Here is an 18743-nt window from a genome sequence, read left to right as displayed (position 1 = left end):
CGTACATCCTACCTGCTATGCAGCCCTGTGGCAGCCTGTCGCTGCTTACTTGGCTGCATTCGTCCGGGCCTTGCCGAGGTTTTCCCGGCGCTGCAGGTTAATGAACAGCGGTTCCATGATCGGTGCCACCAGACGCGCGCCGACTTCCGAGAGGTGATTGTCATCGGTGTATAGCGAGTAGCCGTCGAGTTCGGCGTGACACAAACCGCGCTCATCGCACAGCCGTGGTGCCGGATCGACCACACGCACTGCCGGGTCTTTGGCCAGCTCGGCGAACAACTGGCTGATAAACACCTGACGCTCGTGATGTACGGCAACTTGCTGACCAACGCCCTCGACCGAACGATCGAGCATCGCCAGTCGCGTCAGGCGATACGGTGGGCTGAAGGCCTGCAACGGCGCCTCCTTGACCAGCCAGACCCGATGGCCGCTGGCACGCAGTTGCGCAACGCGCGTGCGCAGGCCAGCGGCCAGACGTTGCTCGGCAGCGGCGCGATCGTAACGACCGTCGGGGGTTCTCAGCACGTGACCCAAGTCGCCATTGGCATCGCCGTAGAGATACAGGCTCCAGCGCGCGACCAGCACCACATCGCTGACGGTTTTCTCTTTCAGGGCCTGCTCGATCCGGCGGTTGAAATGCGCACATACCGGGCCATGTTCCAGACCCTCCACCGGAATGCAGCCAGGGGAACTGGCCAGAATCACGCTGACGTCATGGGCTTTCGCGCCGTCATCGAACACCGGAATCAGCGCCGTGGCATGACTGTCGCCCCAGACCATCGCTTGCGCCGGCACGTCGGCCGCGCCGTAATGACAGAACAGTTTGTCATCAGGCGTCTTGTCGTCCGCCAGGCACGCCATCAACTCCGGCCGCCAATCGTGGCCACGGGCATATTGCAGCGCCTGATCGGACAGACGCCACGGCAAGCCATCGGTCCAGCGCAAGGTTTGCCCGGCCAGCGCCAGCACCAGCACGCCCAGGGCGCCAGCGATCAGAATCGGCCGACGACCGGCGAGCAGACGGCGCTCGCGGAACGGCGTTTCGATGAATTTCCACGACAGATAACCCAGCACCAGCGTCAGCAGAATTAATCCGGCGTTATCGAGCGCGCTGATTTCCTCGACGCTGGCATAGCTGGAAAACACGAACACCGGCCAATGCCACAGGTACCAGGAATAAGAGATCAGGCCAAAACCGACCATCACCTTACTGCTCAACAATTGACCAACAACAGTCTCGCGGTGACCGTTGGCGAAAATCAGTAGCACCACACCGAGCACCGGCAGCAGCGCCGCCGCACCGGGGAATGGCGTGGCTTTGCTGTAGCCGAATACCGCCAGCAGGATCAGGCCCATGCCGAGCAGGCTCAACAGTTGCGCCGCCATCGGCTTCAAGCGCCAGGCATGCTTCGGCGCGACCGCCAGCATCGCCCCGGCGAGCAGTTCCCAGGCGCGCATTGGCAGCAGAAAGAAGGCTTTTTCCGGGTGGTGACTGACCGCCCACACGCTCAGACCGAAGGACACCAGCAGAATCGCGAACAGCGCCAGTCGCCAGTGCTTGAGGCGACTCGACAGCACCGCAAGCAGCAGCGGGAAGAGGATGTAGTACTGCTCTTCAACCGCCAGCGACCAGGTGTGCAACATCGGCTTGAGGTCAGAGGCGACGTCGAAATAGCCGTCCTGACGCATGAACAGAATGTTTGAGACGAACAGCACCTGATAACGCACCGAGCGCCCCAGCTCTTCGTAATCCTTGGGCGCCAGCAGGAACCAGCCCACCGCCAGCACCGCAATGATCATCGCGAACAGCGCCGGCAGAATCCGCCGCGCACGGCGCGCCCAGAATTCGACGAAGCTGAAACGCCCGGCTTGCCGCTGGTTCCAGATGATCGAAGTGATCAGGTAGCCGGAGATGACGAAGAACACGTCGACCCCGACAAATCCGCCGGTAAACCCCGGGACGCCAAAATGGAACAGCACCACGGCGATGACCGCGACTGCCCGCAAGCCGTCGATATCCCTTCGATAAGCGAGTGTGCTCATAAAATCTTTAATGCCAATCAGTTGGTTATTATTTGTACAGCCTGATTCTCTTGTGCGGAAACGGTCACGTACGTTGCGGCTCATTCTTGCAAGGGACAGACCTTAGCAGATCGCCAACGTCCCATCGTTCGAGCAAAAAACAGGCAAAAAAATGGCGCCCCGCGAGGGACGCCATTTTTGTCGGTTCACACCGCGATGTTACTTGCGCTTCATCGACAGGAAGAACTCGTCGTTGGTCTTGGTCGTTTTCAGCTTGTCGACCAGGAACTCGATCGCGGCGACTTCGTCCATCGGGTGCAGCAGCTTGCGCAGAATCCACATGCGCTGCAGTTCGTCGTCGGCGGTCAGCAACTCTTCGCGGCGGGTGCCGGAGCGGTTGATGTTGATCGCAGGGAACACGCGCTTCTCGGCGATCTTGCGATCCAGAGGCAGTTCCATGTTGCCGGTACCCTTGAACTCTTCGTAGATCACTTCGTCCATCTTCGAGCCGGTTTCAACCAGCGCGGTGGCGATAATGGTCAGCGAGCCGCCTTCTTCGATGTTACGCGCAGCACCGAAGAAACGCTTTGGCTTCTCCAGGGCGTGGGCATCGACACCACCGGTCAATACCTTGCCGGAGCTCGGGATCACGGTGTTGTAGGCACGGGCCAGACGGGTGATGGAGTCGAGCAGGATCACCACGTCTTTTTTGTGTTCGACCAGGCGCTTGGCCTTTTCGATCACCATTTCGGCAACCTGTACGTGACGGGTCGGCGGCTCGTCGAAGGTCGAGGCAACCACTTCGCCGCGCACGGTGCGCTGCATTTCGGTTACTTCTTCCGGACGCTCGTCGATCAGCAGCACGATCAGGTGAACTTCAGGGTTGTTACGGGCGATGTTTGCCGCGATGTTCTGCAGCATGATCGTTTTACCGGCTTTCGGCGGTGCCACGATCAGACCACGCTGGCCTTTGCCGATCGGGGCGCACAGGTCGATCACACGACCGGTCAAGTCTTCGGTGGAACCGTTGCCGGCTTCCATCTTCATGCGCACGGTCGGGAACAGCGGGGTCAGGTTCTCGAAGAGAATCTTGTTTTTCGCGTTCTCGGGACGATCGAAGTTGATCGTGTCGACCTTGAGCAGTGCGAAATACCGCTCGCCTTCCTTCGGAGGGCGGATCTTGCCAACGATGGTGTCACCGGTGCGCAAGTTGAAGCGGCGGATCTGGCTTGGCGAGACGTAGATATCGTCCGGGCCGGCCAGGTAGGAAGCGTCAGCGGAGCGCAGGAAGCCGAAGCCGTCCTGGAGAATCTCCAGCACGCCATCACCGGAGATTTCCTCGCCGCTTTTCGCGTGCTTTTTCAGCAGGGAGAAAATCACGTCCTGCTTGCGCGAACGGGCCATATTTTCTATGCCCATCTGTTCGGCCAATTCGAGCAGTTCGGTAATCGGCTTTTGCTTGAGTTCAGTCAGATTCATATAGGAATGACGTAATCATTTATGGAGGGGGGGAAATTAAGCTTTTGGCTTAATGAGGCCGCGCCGCGGAGAAGGCGACAGGATCGCGAACTAATTCGAAAAGGAGTGCGTCGGCGACGGCTAGCAGGGGGCAATGGAGAAACCAGTGCGGGGCCGAATGTACCACCTGAGTTTCGGAGCGTCTAGCCCTGAATACGCAAAAAGCCCCGCTATTTTGCGGGGCTTTTTTTCAGGCACTTTGCAGCGACGCTTAGATGTTGGCGTCGAGGAAAGCCGCCAGTTGCGACTTCGACAGGGCGCCGACTTTGGTCGCTTCAACGTTGCCGTTCTTGAACAGCATCAGCGTCGGGATACCACGCACGCCATGCTTGGCCGGGGTTTCCTGATTTTCGTCGATGTTCAGTTTGGCAACGGTCAGCTTGCCTTTGTAAGTCTCGGCAATCTCGTCCAGAACCGGAGCGATCATTTTGCAAGGACCGCACCATTCAGCCCAGTAATCGACCAGGACAGCGCCTTCGGCCTTGAGTACGTCGGCTTCGAAGCTAGCGTCGCTAACGTGTTTGATAAGATCGCTGCTCATGGAATTCTCCAGGTTGTAAGCAAAAAAACGTGGCCCATCATAGCCGCCCTTCCCCTGTTCAGGAAGCCGCAGATGATTGAGTCTTGCTATGGTGCCCCATGAGTTTGGGTATAGCTCAAGTCAAGCGGTAGCGGGGGCGATGAAGGAAATTCCAGTACGCAGGGCCGCGTTGCGTACGTGCTCCTGCATGGCTTTTTGCGCGGCAGCGGAGGCCCGGCGAGCGAGGGCGCGGAGGATCTTACGATGTTCCTGCCAGGTTTCCATGGCGCGTTCGGCACGGATGAACGGTAACTTCTGGCTCTCAAGAAACATCTCGGCACTGGCGGTGAGGATGCTCAGCATCGCCTGATTGCCGCTGGCCAGGAGGATGCGCCGGTGAAATTCAAAGTCGAGTTTCGCCGCGGCTTCAAATTCGCCGGCCTTCAGTTGCTCGCGCATTGCCGCGACGTTGTCTTCCAGCGCATCCAGATCAACCGTGCTCAACGTCACTGCCGCGAGACCTGCGGCAAAACCTTCCAGTGCATAGCGCAGTTGAAAGATATCCAGCGGCGATGCCTGCGCGGCGAATGACCAGCCCGGCGCGGTATCGCCACGCGACAACTCCACCGGTGCCTGCACGAAAACGCCTTTACCCGGTTGAATGCTGACCACGCCCAACGCGCTCAGCGACGACAATGCCTCGCGCAACGACGCCCGGCTCACGCCCAGTTGCAACGCCAGATCCCGTTGCGACGGCAAGGCATCGCCGGCGCCGAAACCCTGTTCGGTGATCAGTTTGCGGATCGCTTGCAGCGCCACTTCGGGTACCGCACGGGAAATCGAATTCATGGTTTTTCAGACGCGTCAGGCCAATGTGCGGCTAGTTGTAAAGCTATTCGCCGAGTCCGGCAAGTCGTGCCCCAGCGGGGTTCGGTGATCGAGCCTGATGCGCTATCGCAGTGCGAAAAACAACCTGACTGTTCAGACCAGTAAGACCGAACAAAGCCGCTGAAACCGCGGTCTGCCGAGACGAAACCCATGTATTGGCACGGCGCATGCTCTGTCCGAAGGCAGAAATCACTTCTCGCCGATCCGGAGATTGTCCATGACCAAGCGTTACAGCGCCCTCCTCGCCGTTCTGTTTTCCAGCCTGCTGCTCAGCCAGGTACCCGCTCACGCCGACGGTCTCGACGACGTGGTCAAACGCGGCACGCTGAAAGTCGCCGTGCCGCAGGACTTCCCGCCGTTCGGCTCGGTCGGCCCGGACATGAAACCTCGCGGCCTGGACATCGACACAGCGAAACTGCTGGCCGACCAGCTCAAGGTCAAACTCGAACTGACTCCGGTCAACAGCACCAACCGCATCCCGTTCCTGACCACCGGAAAAGTCGATCTGGTGATTTCCAGCCTCGGCAAAAACCCCGAGCGCGAGAAAGTCATCGACTTCTCCCGCGCCTACGCACCCTTCTACCTCGCGGTGTTCGGCCCGCCAGATGCCGCCATCAACAACCTCGACGACCTCAAAGGCAAAACCATCAGCGTCACCCGTGGCGCCATCGAAGACATCGAGCTGACCAAGGTCGCCCCTGAAGGCGTGACCATCAAACGCTTCGAAGACAACAACTCGACCATTGCCGCCTACCTCGCCGGGCAAGTCGACCTGATCGCCAGCGGCAACGTGGTCATGGTCGCGATCAGTGAGAAGAACCCGAAACGCGTGCCGGCGCTGAAAGTGAAGCTCAAGGATTCGCCGGTCTACGTTGGCGTGAACAAGAACGAAGCGGCGCTGCTGGCCAAGGTCAACGACATCCTGACCACCGCCAAGGCTGACGGCGCGCTGGAAAAGAATTCGCAGACCTGGCTGAAAGAGCCGCTGCCGGCCGATCTCTGATCGACTGCGCGGGAGACCTTCATGGCTTATCAGTTCGATTTCATGCCGGTGGTGCAAAACACCGACCTGTTGCTGCGCGGCGCGCTGTTTACCCTTGAGCTGACGGCCATCGGCGCGTTGCTTGGGGTGGGCGTCGGGATTGTCGGGGCGCTGGTGCGGGCGTGGAACATCCGCCCGTTCTCGGCAATTTTCGGCGTCTACGTCGAGTTGATCCGCAACACGCCGTTTCTGGTGCAGTTGTTCTTTATCTTCTTCGGGCTGCCGTCGCTGGGCGTGCAGATTTCCGAGTGGCAGGCAGCGGTGTTGGCGATGGTGATCAACCTCGGCGCGTATTCCACGGAAATCATCCGCGCGGGCATTCAGGCGATCCCGCGCGGGCAGCTGGAAGCCGCCGCGGCGCTGGCGATGACGCGTTTCGAAGCGTTCCGCCACGTGGTGCTGTTGCCAGCGCTGGGCAAGGTCTGGCCGGCGCTGAGCAGCCAGATCATCATTGTCATGCTCGGCTCGGCGGTGTGTTCGCAGATCGCCACCGAGGAGCTGAGCTTCGCCGCCAACTTCATTCAGTCGCGCAACTTCCGCGCTTTTGAAACCTACGCGCTGACCACGCTGATCTACCTGTGCATGGCGCTGCTGATTCGCCAGTTACTCAACTGGATCGGTCGCCGCTACATAAGCAGGAGCCACGCATGAGCGATTTCACCTTCTGGGACATCCTGCGCAACCTGCTCATCGGCCTGCAATGGACGCTGGCGTTGTCGCTGGTGGCGTTTATCGGTGGCGGGATCGTCGGGCTGCTGATCCTGATCATGCGCATTTCGAAAAACCCTGTGTCGAGCAGCATCGCCCGCACCTGGATCGAGTTGTTCCAAGGCACGCCATTGTTGATGCAGCTGTTTCTGGTGTTCTTCGGCGTGGCGCTGGCCGGGATTGAAATCTCGCCGTGGATGGCTGCAGCAATTGCCCTGACCTTGTTCACCAGTGCCTATCTGGCGGAGATCTGGCGCGGTTGCGTCGAGTCGATCGCGCATGGTCAGTGGGAAGCTTCGGCGAGTCTGGCGCTCAATCCGCTGGAGCAACTGCGCTACGTGATCCTGCCGCAAGCGCTGCGCATTGCCGTGGCGCCAACCGTGGGTTTCTCGGTGCAAGTGGTCAAAGGCACCGCAGTGACCTCGATCATCGGCTTCACCGAGCTGACCAAAACCGGCGGCATGCTCGCCAACGCCACGTTTGAACCGTTCATGGTCTACGGCCTCGTCGCCCTCGGCTATTTCCTGCTCTGCTACCCCTTGTCCCTCAGTGCGCGCTACCTGGAAAGGAGACTGCATGCCTCTGCTTAGAATTTCCGCCCTGCATAAATACTACGGCGATCACCACGTGCTCAAAGGCATCGACCTCAGCGTCGAGGAAGGCCAGGTGGTGGCGATCATCGGCCGCAGCGGCTCGGGCAAATCCACCCTGTTGCGCACGCTTAATGGTCTGGAATCGATCAACGATGGCGTGATCGAAGTCGATGGCGAATACCTCGATGCTGCGCGCGCTGATTTGCGCAGCTTGCGGCAGAAGGTCGGCATGGTCTTTCAGCAATTCAACCTGTTCCCGCACCTGACCGTCGGTGAAAACGTGATGCTCGCGCCGCAAGTGGTGCAGAAAGTGCCGAAAGCCAAGGCGGCGGAACTGGCGCGCGAGATGCTTGAGCGGGTTGGCCTTGGGGAAAAGTTCGACGCCTTCCCGGATCGGTTGTCCGGTGGTCAGCAGCAGCGCGTGGCGATTGCTCGGGCGTTGGCGATGTCGCCGAAGGTTTTGCTCTGCGACGAGATCACCTCGGCGCTTGACCCGGAACTGGTCAACGAAGTGCTCAGCGTCGTGCGGCAGTTGGCCAAGGAAGGCATGACGCTGATCATGGTCACCCATGAAATGCGTTTTGCCCGCGAGGTCGGCGACAAACTGGTGTTCATGCACCATGGCAAGGTGCATGAGGTGGGCGATCCAAAGGTTCTGTTTGCCAATCCGCAAACGGCGGAGCTGGCGAATTTCATTGGTACGGTTGAAGCGGTGGCCTGAAAGAGATGCAGGGGCTTTTAAGGCCTCATCGCGGGCAAGCCCGCTCCCACAGGGTTCTATGTAGGAACAGGATTGTGAATTCGACGCAAAAACCTGTGGGAGCGGGCTTGCCCGCGATTGACCGCGCAGCGGTCACCCAAACTCCTGTGTCAGATCAAGGGTTTGAACCGTGCGCGTTGGCGCCAGCGTTTGATCGTGGCACGATGTCGAGGTTATCGACCGAGACCCCCTGACCATGCCGCAATCCCAAGCCAAGAATCTGTCCCTGATCGCCGCAATCGACCTGGGCTCCAACAGCTTTCACATGGTCGTGGCCAAGGCCCAGAACGGCGAAATCCGCATTCTCGAGCGGCTCGGCGAGAAGGTTCAACTGGCGGCCGGCATCGACGATGAGCGCAAGCTCAACGAAGAATCGATGCAGCGCGGCCTCGACTGCCTCAAGCGCTTTGCCCAACTGATCAACGGTATGCCACTGGGCGCCGTGCGCATCGTCGGCACCAACGCCCTGCGTGAAGCGCGCAACCGCCTCGAATTCATTCACCGCGCCGAAGAAATCCTCGGCCATCCGGTGGAAGTCATCTCCGGCCGTGAAGAGGCGCGCCTGATCTACCTGGGCGTGTCGCACACCCTCGCCGACACTCCGGGCAAACGCCTGGTCGCCGACATCGGCGGCGGCAGTACCGAATTCATCATCGGCCAGCGCTTCGAGCCGCTGCTGCGCGAAAGCCTGCAAATGGGCTGCGTCAGCTTCACCCAGCGCTACTTCAAGGACGGCAAGATCACTCCGGCCCGCTACGCCCAGGCGTACACGGCGGCGCGGCTGGAGATCATGAGCATCGAACACGCCCTGCACCGCCTGACCTGGGATGAAGCCATCGGCTCCTCGGGCACCATCCGCGCCATCGGCCTGGCACTGAAGGCCGGCGGCCATGGCACCGGCGAAGTGAACGCCGAAGGTTTGGCCTGGCTCAAGCGTCGGCTGTTCAAGCTCGGCGACGTCGACAAGATCGATTTTGAAGGCATCAAGCCTGATCGCCGGACCATTTTCCCGGCGGGTCTGGCGATTCTCGAAGCGATTTTCGATGCCCTCGAACTGCAACGCATGGATCACTGCGACGGCGCACTGCGTGAAGGCGTGCTCTATGACCTGCTCGGCCGCCATCATCACGAAGACGTGCGCGAGCGCACCCTGACCTCGTTGATGGAGCGTTATCACGTTGATCTGCAACAAGCGGCGCGGGTTGAGCGCAAAGCCTTGCACGCGTTCGATCAGGTCGCGGTGGACTGGGAGCTGGACGACGGCATCTGGCGCGAACTCCTTGGCTGGGCGGCGAAAGTGCACGAAGTCGGCCTCGATATCGCTCACTATCACTACCACAAACACGGTGCCTACCTGATCGAGCACTCTGACCTCGCCGGCTTCTCCCGCGAAGACCAGCAGATGCTCGCCCTATTGGTGCGGGGCCATCGCCGCAATATTCCCAAGGACAAGTTCGCCGACTTCGGCGACGACGGCGACAAGCTGATCCGCCTGTGCGTGCTGCTGCGCTTTGCGATCCTGTTCCACCATATTCGTGGCACCCAGACCATGCCGCAGGTGGTATTGCACGCCAAGGGCAACACCCTGGATGTGGAATTCCCGGAGAACTGGCTGGATGAAAATCAGCTGACCCAGGCAGACTTTGGCCTCGAAGCCGATTGGCTGACGCGGGTTGGCATCGTCCTCACCGTCCACTGACACACCGCAAATCCCCTTGTAGGAGCTGCCGCAGGCTGCGATCTTTTGATCTTGTTTTTAAAATCAAAAGATCGCAGCCTCGTTTCACTCGACAGCTCCTACAGGGATTTTGGGTACAAAAAAGGCGATCCCGTGGGATCGCCTTTTTTATTCGGCTGAAAGTCAGCTACTCACCGGCAAGATCGGGCTGCCCAGTCGTTCCAGCAACGTTGCCTGCGCGCTGCGCGGGTTCTGGTTGCCGGTCGGCGTGTTGCGGATGTACCGGCCATCCGACTGCAAGCTCCAGCTGTGGGTATTGTCGGTCAGGTACAGCTCCAGCTCTTTTTTCACTCGGGTCAGCAGCTTCTTGCCTTCGACCGGGAAGCAAGTCTCGACGCGTTTGTCGAGGTTGCGCTCCATCCAGTCGGCGCTGGAGAGGAACATCTGCTCGTCGCCGCCGTTGAGGAAGTAGAACACTCGGGTGTGCTCAAGGAAGCGGCCGATGATCGAGCGCACATGGATGTTGTGCGAAACCCCGGCAATCCCTGGACGCAGGCAGCACATGCCGCGCACCACCAAATCGATGCGCACGCCGGACTGGCTGGCCTTGTACAGCGCGCGGATGATCTTCGGATCGGTCAGCGAGTTGAACTTGGCGATGATGTGCGCCGGTTTGCCTTCGACGGCGAACTGGGTCTCGCGGGCAATCATGTCGAGCATGCCCTTCTTCAGCGTGAACGGCGCATGCAGCAGCTTCTTCATGCGCAGGGTTTTACCCATGCCGATCAACTGGCTGAACAGTTTGCCGACGTCTTCACATAAGGCATCGTCGGAAGTCAGCAGGCTGTAGTCGGTGTACAGCTTGGCGTTGCCGGCGTGGTAGTTGCCGGTGCCGAGGTGCGCGTAACGCACAATTTCGCCGGCCTCACGACGCAGGATCAGCATCATCTTGGCGTGGGTCTTGAAGCCGACCACGCCGTAGATCACCACCGCACCGGCCGCTTGCAGACGGCTGGCCAGTTGCAGGTTGGATTCTTCGTCGAAGCGCGCACGCAACTCGATGACCGCCGTGACTTCCTTGCCGTTCCGCGCGGCATCGACCAGCGCATCGACGATCTCGGAGTTGGCACCGGAGCGGTAAAGGGTCTGACGCACCGCAAGTACGTGCGGATCTTTCGCGGCCTGGCGCAGCAGGTCGACCACCGGGGTGAACGACTCGAACGGGTGCAGCAAGAGGATGTCCTGCTTGCTGACCACGCTGAAAATGTTTTCGCTGTTCTGCAGCAGTTTCGGGATCTGCGGGGTGAACGGCGTGTATTGCAGCTCTGGATGACTGTCCAGACCGGTGATGCTGAACAACCGCGTCAGGTTGACCGGGCCGTTGACCTGATACAGCTCGCTCTCGCTCAGGTTGAACTGCTTGAGCAGGTAATCCGACAGGTGTTTCGGGCAGGTGTCAGCGACTTCCAGACGTACCGCATCGCCGTAGCGACGCGAGAACAACTCGCCACGCAGCGCGCGGGCCAAGTCTTCTACGTCTTCGGAGTCGAGCGCCAGGTCAGCGTTTCGGGTCAGACGGAACTGGTAGCAGCCCTTCACCTTCATGCCCTGGAACAGGTCATCGGCGTGGGCGTGGATCATCGACGACAGGAACACATAGTTGTCGCCCGGGCCGCCGACTTCTTCCGGCACCTTGATGATCCGCGGCAGCAAACGCGGTGCCGGGATGATCGCCAGACCGGAGTCGCGACCAAAGGCGTCGATGCCTTCCAGCTCGACGATGAAGTTGAGGCTCTTGTTCACCAGCAACGGGAACGGGTGCGTCGGGTCGAGGCCGATCGGGGTGATGATCGGCGCGATCTCGTCGCGGAAGTAGCGGCGCACCCAGGTCTTGAGCTTGACCGTCCAGTTGCGGCGACGGATGAAGCGCACCTGATGCTTTTCCAGCTCCGGCAACAGGATGTCGTTGAGGATCGCGTACTGACGATCAACATGGCCGTGGACCAGCTCGCTGATCCGCGCCAGTGCTTGATGCGGTTGCAGACCGTCGGCACCGGCCTGTTCACGGGCGAAGGTGATTTGCTTCTTCAGGCCGGCGACGCGGATTTCAAAGAATTCATCGAGGTTGCTGGAGAAGATCAGCAGGAACTTCAAACGTTCCAGCAACGGATAGGACTCGTCCAGCGCCTGTTCCAGCACGCGGATGTTGAACTGCAATTGCGAGAGCTCGCGGTGGATGTACAGGCTGCTGTCATCCAGGCCCGGAATGGCAATCGCCGGCACCGCCACAGCGGTTTCGGCCACCGGCGCGGGCGGCGCTGGCTCCAGTTCCGGCGGGGTCTCGGTGATCTGCTCCACCACCGGCTGAGCTTCTTTTACTGCAACTTCAGTGAGTCCTTCGGTATTCATTGAATGTTCCTGGGAGGGCTATTTCTGCTCTCGTAACAATTGAGCGGCACGGACAGCAAAGTAAGTCAGGATGCCATCAGCACCGGCACGTTTAAAGGCGGTCAGTGATTCGAGAATCACCGCCTCGCTCAACCAGCCATTCTGGATCGCCGCCATGTGCATGGCGTATTCGCCACTAACCTGATAGACGAAGGTCGGCACTTTGAAGGCATCTTTTACCCGGAAAAGAATGTCCAGATACGGCATGCCCGGTTTGACCATGACCATGTCCGCGCCTTCAGACAAGTCCGCACCGACTTCGTGCAGCGCTTCGTCGCTGTTGGCCGGGTCCATCTGATAAGAGGCTTTGTTGGCCTTGCCGAGGTTCGAAGCTGAACCCACGGCATCGCGGAACGGGCCGTAATAGGCGCTGGCGTACTTGGCCGAGTAAGCCATGATCCGCACATTGACGTGGCCGGCGATTTCCAGCGCTTCGCGGATCGCCTGAATGCGACCGTCCATCATGTCCGACGGTGCGACAACCTGCGCGCCGGCTTCGGCGTGGGACAGCGCCTGGCGCACCAGTGCGTCGACGGTGATGTCGTTCTGGACGTAGCCTTCTTCGTCGAGAATGCCGTCCTGACCGTGGGTGGTGAACGGATCAAGCGCAACGTCGGTGATCACGCCGAGTTCCGGGAAGCGCTCACGCAAGGCGCGAGTGGCGCGCTGGGCGATGCCTTCAGGGTTCCACGCTTCAGCGGCGTCGAGGGATTTCAATTCAGGAGGTGTAACCGGGAACAGCGCCAGCGCTGGAATCCCCAGGTCGACCCACTTGGCGGCTTCTTCGAGCAGCAGGTCGATGCTCAGGCGTTCTACACCGGGCATCGAGGCCACGGCTTCGCGGCGGTTCTCACCGTCGAGCACGAACACCGGCAAGATCAGATCATCCACCGTCAGCACATTTTCCCGCACCAGCCGACGCGAAAAATCGTCGCGGCGATTGCGGCGCAGGCGCGTGGCAGGGAACAGACGGTTGGCGGGGGTAAAGCTCACGGCGGACTCCTGAGCCCGCGCAAACGGGCGAGCGTGACAGTTATAGACGGCCATTATGACCAACAGATGACAGTTGTGTGAGACCTGTGTCACGTAGCCGCATTCCATTCTCAGTGTAGGAATTGTTCACGTCGAGACACATTTCGACACTTTCATGAATGTGTCCGAAGGGTTAGGCTGCGCGTTCATTTCGCCAGCACCCAGACAATGCTCCAACAATTTCTGCATGACTTTGGCTACTTTGCCTTGTTCCTCGGCACGTTCTTCGAAGGCGAAACCATTCTGGTGCTCGCGGGCTTCCTCGCGTTTCGTGGATACATGGACATCAACGTGGTGGTGGTCGTGGCGTTCTTCGGCAGCTATGCCGGCGATCAGCTGTGGTACTTCCTCGGCCGCAAGCACGGGCGCAAATTACTCGCGCGCAAACCGCGCTGGCAGATGATGGGCGACCGCGCGCTGGAGCACATTCGCAAACATCCGGACATCTGGGTGCTGAGCTTCCGCTTCGTTTATGGCTTGCGCACGGTGATGCCGGTGGCGATCGGCCTGTCGGGCTATCCGCCGGGACGTTACCTGCTGCTCAACGGCATCGGCGCAGCGATCTGGGCGACGGCGCTGGCGGCTGCGGCTTACCACTTCGGCGCGGTGCTGGAAGGCATGCTCGGCAGCATCAAGAAGTACGAGCTGTGGGTGCTGGGTGCGCTGCTGGTACTCGGTGTTGGCCTGTGGCTGCGTCGCCGCTTCAAGAATGCGCGCCTGGCGAAGAAGATCTACGAGGACGAGCAAGCTGCCAAAGCTGTACAACTCCAGCTCGCCGAACCAGCCAAGTCCGCCGACCCTAAACCGCCAGTCGAGTAACGCGCTGACGGCAGCTGTACAGCCCGATGCCGCTGAGCAGGCTGTACCCGAGCAAGCCAGCCCAGATCATCGGGCTGGCTGGCCACAATCCAACCAGCGGCGCCAGCCACACCAGCGGCACATTCAACCCCAGCCGCAACAGCTCGACCTTCAGCGCCCACGGGCGATTCTCCAGGCTCACGCCCAACGCAAACACCCCGAACGTCACCGCGCCCCAGCCCAGCAACAGCGCAGCGGTCGGCAGGCTGCGTTCCAGATTCATCAGATAACTGCCCAGCGCGATGTAAAGGCAAAACTGCAGCGCCACGTAAAACTGCTGACGACGCTCAAGCGGCACTTCGAATTTACGGAAGCGGGCCAGATCCGGCTTGCTCATCGGGTACTTCGCCGCGACGTCCGCCGGGCGCCAACCGGTGCGCATGAACCAGATCCGCAGCTTGTCCCAGTTGCGCTCGGCCCGCCGCGCGTCATCCCACAATTGCGCATAAAACTGCAGGTTGGCCCACAGCGGATTCCAGCTCGCCAGCGGCGTGGTCACGCCGAAAATCACCGGTTCGTTGTCCTCCTCTTCCTGAAACGAGCCGAACAGACGATCCCAAAAAATGAACACCCCGCCGTAGTTGCGATCCATGTAGAGAGCGTTCTGTGCATGGTGAGCCCGATGATTGGACGGCGTAACGAAGAACCACTCGAACCAGCCGAGCTTGGGAATGTGTCGGGTGTGGACCCAGAATTGATAGAGCAGGTTCAGCGCCGCGACGCTGACGAACACCAGCAACGGCACGCCGAGCACGGCCATCGGCAGGTAGAAAATCCAGCCGAGCAGAAACCCGGTACTGGTCTGGCGCAGCGCGGTGGAGAGGTTGTACTCCTCGCTCTGGTGATGCACCGAGTGAGCGGCCCAGAGGATATTGCGTTCATGGCCCATGCGGTGCAGCCAGTAGTAGCAGAAGTCGTAGAGGACGAACGCAAACACCCAGACCCAGACGCGGTCCGCCGGAAGCCTGAGCAAGGCCAGATGATCGAGGGCAAAGGCATACGTCAGCAGGCCGACACCCTTGGTCAACAACCCGGTGGTGGTCGACAACACGCCGGTACTGATGCTGTTCAGCGCATCGGCGAGGCGATAGTTGCTCACCCCGCGCCAGCGGTCGGCGACCAGTTCGAGCGCAATCAACACGAGGAAAAACGGCACCGCATACAGAATCAAGTCCATGACGCGCCCTGCTCGCAATCGTATGAACAGATCCTAGGTGTAGCCGCCCGTTTACCCTATGGCAACGCGCGACAATTTAGTGGACATTTAGCGCCATGAATCTGGAGAGAAACCCATGAGCAAAAAAGTTGCAGTGATCCTGTCCGGCAGTGGCGTGTACGACGGCGCCGAGATCCATGAAAGCGTCATCACCCTGCTGCGCCTTGACCAACGCGGCGCGCAGGTACAGTGCTTCGCCCCGAACATCGCGCAGTTGCATGTGATCAACCACCTGACCGGCGAAGAAATGCCCGAGACGCGCAACGTGCTGGTCGAGTCGGCACGGATTGCCCGAGGCAACATCAAGGACATCCGCGAGGCTGACGTCGACGACTTCGATGCGCTGATCGTGCCCGGCGGTTTTGGGGCGGCGAAGAATCTGTCGAACTTCGCTGTGGAAGGCGCTGGCTGCAGCGTGCAGCCTGAAGTGCTGGCCTTGGCCGAGGCGTTTGCCGAAGCGGGCAAACCAGTGGGATTGATGTGCATTTCGCCGGCTCTGGCCGCGAAGATCTACGGCCCGGGCGTGACCTGCACCATCGGCAATGACGCCGACACCGCGACGGCGATGAACAAGATGGGCGCCACCCACGAAGATTGCGCGGTGACCGAGATCATTGAGGACAAGGCGCGCAAACTGGTGACGACCCCGGCTTACATGCTGGCGCAGAACATCAGCGAGGCTGCTTCGGGGATCAACAAACTGGTCGACCGAGTATTAGAGCTGACCCACGAAAACGACGCCTGACACGGTCTATTGTAGGAGTGAGCCTGCTCGCGATGGCGGTGTGTCAGGCAACATATCTGTTGAATGATCGACCGCTATCGCGAGCAGGCTCACTCCTACAAGGGATTTGTGTTGGGCTCAGGTGTTGCGGGTCAGGCGGGTGAGAATCCGGTCCAGCGCATTGGCAAACGCCTGCTTCTCGCGATCGCCAAATGGCGCCGGGCCGCCGCTCATCTGGCCCTGTTCACGCAGATCGGTGAACAGGTTGCGCACCGCCAGCCGCTCGCCCATGTTCTGCGCATCGAACTCCTTGCCGCGCGGATCCAGCGCCGCAACGCCCTTCTTCACCAGACGATCGGCCAGCGGGATATCGCTGCAAATCACCAGCTCCCCCGGCACCGCGTGCTCAACCAGATAATCGTCCGCCGCATCCGGCCCGCTCGGTACCACGATCAATTTGACGATGGCCAGCCCAGGCTTGATCTGCGGCTGCCCGGCCACCAGCACCACTTCGTACTGGCGCTTGAGGGCGAACTTCACCACCAGATCCTTCGCCGCCCGTGGGCAAGCGTCGGCATCGATCCATACACGCATTTTTTACCTCTCAAAAGCAAAAGATCGCAGCCTGCGGCAGCTCCTACAGGTATACACGAACCTATGTAGGAGCTGCCGAAGGCTGCGATCTTTTAAGGGATCACCCAATCAAGCCGCCGAAACCCGCCGCTTTTCAGCCACCCAACTACGCCCATACAACACTACAATCGCCAGAATCGCCACCGCCTGCGCCGTCAGCGAATACGCATCGGCATGAATCCCCAGCCAGTCAAACTCAAAGAACGCCACCGGCCGCGTGCCGAAGATCCCGGCTTCCTGCAACGCCTTCACACCATGCCCGGCAAACACCACCGACAACGCACAGAGCAGCGCGGCGTTGATGCTGAAGAACAGCGTCAGCGGCAATTTCGCCGAACCGCGCAGGATCACCCACGCCAGACCGACCAGCAGCACCAGCGCCGTCGCCCCGCCTGCCAGCACCGCGTCATGCCCGGCTGGCCCTGCCTGCAACCACAGGGTTTCGTAGAACAGGATCACTTCGAACAACTCGCGATACACCGAGAAGAACGCGAGGATCGCAAAACCGAAACGCCCGCCCCCGCCGACCAGACTGCTCTTGATGTAATCCTGCCAGGCCGCCGCGTGACGACGGTCGTGCATCCACACGCCCAGCCACAACACCATGACGCTGGCAAACAACGCCGTCGCGCCCTCGAGCAACTCCCGTTGCGAACCACTGACGTCGATCACATACGCCGCCAGCGCCCAAGTGCCCAGCCCCGCCAGCAACGCCAAGCCCCAACCGACGTTGACGCTGCGCACCGCCGATTGCTGGCCGGTGTTGCGCAGGAACGCCAGAATCGCCGCCAATACCAGAATCGCTTCCAGACCTTCGCGCAGCAGAATCAGCAAACCGGAGATGTAGCTAAGTGACCAGCTCAAGCCATCGCTGCCGAGCAGGCCGGCGGACTCCTTCAGCTTGGCCTTGGCCGCGTCCAGACGCTGCTCGGCCTGTTCGACCGGCAAGCCGTCCTGCAACGACTGACGGTAAGCCATCAGCGATTTTTCGGTGTCTTTGCGCACGTTGGCGTCGACGTTATCCAGCGAACTTTCAACCAGTTCGAAACCTTCCAGATACGCCGCTACCGACAGGTCATAGGCCTGATCGTGCTCACCGGCACGGTACGCCGCCAGACTCTTGTCCAGCGTCGCCGCGGTGTAGTCGAGCAACTGCGCCGGGCCGCGCTTGACCTGGGGTGGCTGGGCACGCTGCGCGCGGAACGTCGCCGCCGCTGGCGCGCCCTCGGCGCCTTGCACTTCGGCCGGGGTCTGACGCGCCAGATCGGCGATGTTGTAGGTTTTCTCGGAGTTGGCGGCCGTTGCATCGGCACTGAACCCGGCGATGTACGTCGCCAGATCCCAGCGCTGGCGATCGTCGAGCTGATCGGCGAACGCCGGCATGTCGGTGCCTTCGACGCCTTGACCGAGGGTGCTGTAGATCGCATACAGGCTCAGGTGATCCATCCGCGCAGCGTCACGCAGGTTGGCCGGCGCGGGCGTCATGCCGAGCGCCGCCGGGCCGTCACCGGCGCCGCTGTCGCCGTGACACACCGAGCAGTTTTGCGCATACAGCGGCGCGCCACGTGTCGGGTCCGGGGTGATGATCGGTGCCTGGCTGACTTCATAGGCCACGGCCAGTTTCGCCCCCAGTTGCCGCGCCTGGCGGGCGACGTCCGCACCGTCCTGCTTCGCCGTGATCGCGCTGTGCAGCGCCTCGACGCCCTGCTCCAGCGCGATTTTTTCCGGCTTGGCCGGCAGCGCGCTGATCAGGCTCTGCAACGCCTGAGTGAATTCCAGCTGCTCGCGGTATTCGGCGTCGTCGAGAATTTTTCCCGCCTCGACCGTCGGCGGGTAATCGGCGCTGATGTAATCAAGCAGGTGCAGCGCTTGCGGCGCGCCTTCCACGGTATCGGCCAGCAGATTGAAGCTGCTCAGGGCGCACAGCGGAAACACCAGCCAGGCCAGAAAGCGGGACGAGGCAGTCATGAAAGGTTCTCAAGGGGAAATACGGAGTTACATATTGTTCACTCCGACGACGAATCCCTCAAGCTTTGTCGTTGCCAAGGTGAACACCACGATGCTCATTGGTCCCTGAAAAATCATCAAAGCAGTTAGCCATCA

General features: G+C 60.6%; 16 protein-coding genes. 7 read left to right on the top strand and 9 right to left on the bottom strand.

The features are described 5' to 3' along the window. Positions 1 to 45: 45 nt before the first annotated feature. The 4 genes from ACZZ0B_RS27810 to ACZZ0B_RS27795 form a co-directional block, all read right to left on the bottom strand. On the bottom strand, positions 46 to 2043 hold the full coding sequence (locus ACZZ0B_RS27810; RefSeq protein WP_463546727.1) for an acyltransferase family protein: 1998 nt from the start codon (positions 2041 to 2043) through the stop codon (positions 46 to 48). 198 nt (positions 2044 to 2241) lie between these two features. Further along, positions 2242 to 3501 carry a transcription termination factor Rho gene (gene rho / locus ACZZ0B_RS27805; protein WP_003229334.1) on the bottom strand — a complete coding sequence of 420 codons (1260 nt, stop codon included), beginning with the start codon at positions 3499 to 3501 and terminating at the stop codon, positions 2242 to 2244. Between the two features lie 250 nt (positions 3502 to 3751). Further along, the gene (gene trxA / locus ACZZ0B_RS27800) at positions 3752 to 4081 is read right to left on the bottom strand and encodes a thioredoxin TrxA (protein WP_003206727.1); all 330 of its coding nucleotides are present in this window, start codon (positions 4079 to 4081) and stop codon (positions 3752 to 3754) included. Positions 4082 to 4201: 120 nt separating this feature from the next. After that, positions 4202 to 4909 carry a FadR/GntR family transcriptional regulator gene (locus ACZZ0B_RS27795; protein WP_463546726.1) on the bottom strand — a complete coding sequence of 236 codons (708 nt, stop codon included), beginning with the start codon at positions 4907 to 4909 and terminating at the stop codon, positions 4202 to 4204. Positions 4910 to 5165: 256 nt separating this feature from the next. On the opposite strand from ACZZ0B_RS27795, the gene ACZZ0B_RS27790 reads away from it, so the two are divergent. The 5 genes from ACZZ0B_RS27790 to ppx all read left to right on the top strand — a co-directional run bounded on the left by ACZZ0B_RS27790 (position 5166) and on the right by ppx (position 9750). Continuing rightward, positions 5166 to 5951, top strand: a complete 786-nt coding sequence (locus tag ACZZ0B_RS27790) for a transporter substrate-binding domain-containing protein (protein ID WP_463546725.1) — start codon at positions 5166 to 5168, stop codon at positions 5949 to 5951. Between the two features lie 21 nt (positions 5952 to 5972). Next, positions 5973 to 6641 carry an amino acid ABC transporter permease gene (locus ACZZ0B_RS27785; protein WP_440096677.1) on the top strand — a complete coding sequence of 223 codons (669 nt, stop codon included), beginning with the start codon at positions 5973 to 5975 and terminating at the stop codon, positions 6639 to 6641. Then, complete coding sequence (locus tag ACZZ0B_RS27780; protein ID WP_463546724.1) at positions 6638 to 7288, top strand: amino acid ABC transporter permease; 651 nt, start codon at positions 6638 to 6640, stop codon at positions 7286 to 7288. The genes ACZZ0B_RS27785 and ACZZ0B_RS27780 overlap by 4 nt, the downstream gene beginning before the upstream one ends. Continuing rightward, on the top strand, positions 7275 to 8012 hold the full coding sequence (locus ACZZ0B_RS27775; RefSeq protein WP_008081407.1) for an amino acid ABC transporter ATP-binding protein: 738 nt from the start codon (positions 7275 to 7277) through the stop codon (positions 8010 to 8012). Before ACZZ0B_RS27780 ends, ACZZ0B_RS27775 begins: the two co-directional genes overlap by 14 nt. A 235-nt stretch (positions 8013 to 8247) precedes the next feature. Beyond that, complete coding sequence (ppx, locus tag ACZZ0B_RS27770) at positions 8248 to 9750, top strand: exopolyphosphatase (protein WP_463546723.1); 1503 nt, start codon at positions 8248 to 8250, stop codon at positions 9748 to 9750. Positions 9751 to 9912: 162 nt separating this feature from the next. Here ppx and ppk1 read toward each other — a convergent pair whose 3' ends face one another. Together ppk1 and hemB are read right to left on the bottom strand one after the other, a co-directional pair. Next, the gene (gene ppk1, locus ACZZ0B_RS27765) at positions 9913 to 12138 is read right to left on the bottom strand and encodes a polyphosphate kinase 1 (protein ID WP_159814363.1); all 2226 of its coding nucleotides are present in this window, start codon (positions 12136 to 12138) and stop codon (positions 9913 to 9915) included. 18 nt (positions 12139 to 12156) lie between these two features. Then, positions 12157 to 13170 carry a porphobilinogen synthase gene (gene hemB / locus ACZZ0B_RS27760; RefSeq protein WP_463546722.1) on the bottom strand — a complete coding sequence of 338 codons (1014 nt, stop codon included), beginning with the start codon at positions 13168 to 13170 and terminating at the stop codon, positions 12157 to 12159. A gap of 207 nt (positions 13171 to 13377) precedes the next feature. Here hemB and ACZZ0B_RS27755 point away from each other — a divergent pair, with 207 nt between their 5' ends. Then, positions 13378 to 14028: a DedA family protein gene (locus ACZZ0B_RS27755; protein ID WP_463546721.1), complete on the top strand. Its 651-nt coding sequence runs from the start codon at positions 13378 to 13380 to the stop codon at positions 14026 to 14028. Here the strand turns inward: ACZZ0B_RS27755 and ACZZ0B_RS27750 are convergent. Continuing rightward, a complete protein-coding gene (locus ACZZ0B_RS27750) occupies positions 14009 to 15244 on the bottom strand; it encodes a sterol desaturase family protein (protein WP_463546720.1) in 1236 nt (411 codons plus the stop codon). The two genes, ACZZ0B_RS27755 and ACZZ0B_RS27750, sit on opposite strands and share 20 nt — an antisense overlap. A gap of 115 nt (positions 15245 to 15359) precedes the next feature. On the opposite strand from ACZZ0B_RS27750, the gene elbB reads away from it, so the two are divergent. Then, a complete protein-coding gene (gene elbB / locus ACZZ0B_RS27745; protein WP_008084520.1) occupies positions 15360 to 16028 on the top strand; it encodes an isoprenoid biosynthesis glyoxalase ElbB in 669 nt (222 codons plus the stop codon). A gap of 117 nt (positions 16029 to 16145) precedes the next feature. Here the strand turns inward: elbB and ACZZ0B_RS27740 are convergent, their stop codons facing one another. Continuing rightward, the gene (locus ACZZ0B_RS27740; RefSeq protein WP_400651500.1) at positions 16146 to 16601 is read right to left on the bottom strand and encodes a YaiI/YqxD family protein; all 456 of its coding nucleotides are present in this window, start codon (positions 16599 to 16601) and stop codon (positions 16146 to 16148) included. Positions 16602 to 16709: 108 nt separating this feature from the next. Continuing rightward, positions 16710 to 18608: an FTR1 family protein gene (locus tag ACZZ0B_RS27735; RefSeq protein WP_463546719.1), complete on the bottom strand. Its 1899-nt coding sequence runs from the start codon at positions 18606 to 18608 to the stop codon at positions 16710 to 16712. Between the last annotated feature and the right edge of the window lie 135 nt (positions 18609 to 18743).

Source organism: Pseudomonas sp. AC247 (assembly GCF_979258015.1).
This window is presented reverse-complemented; position numbering and strand designations above follow the sequence as displayed.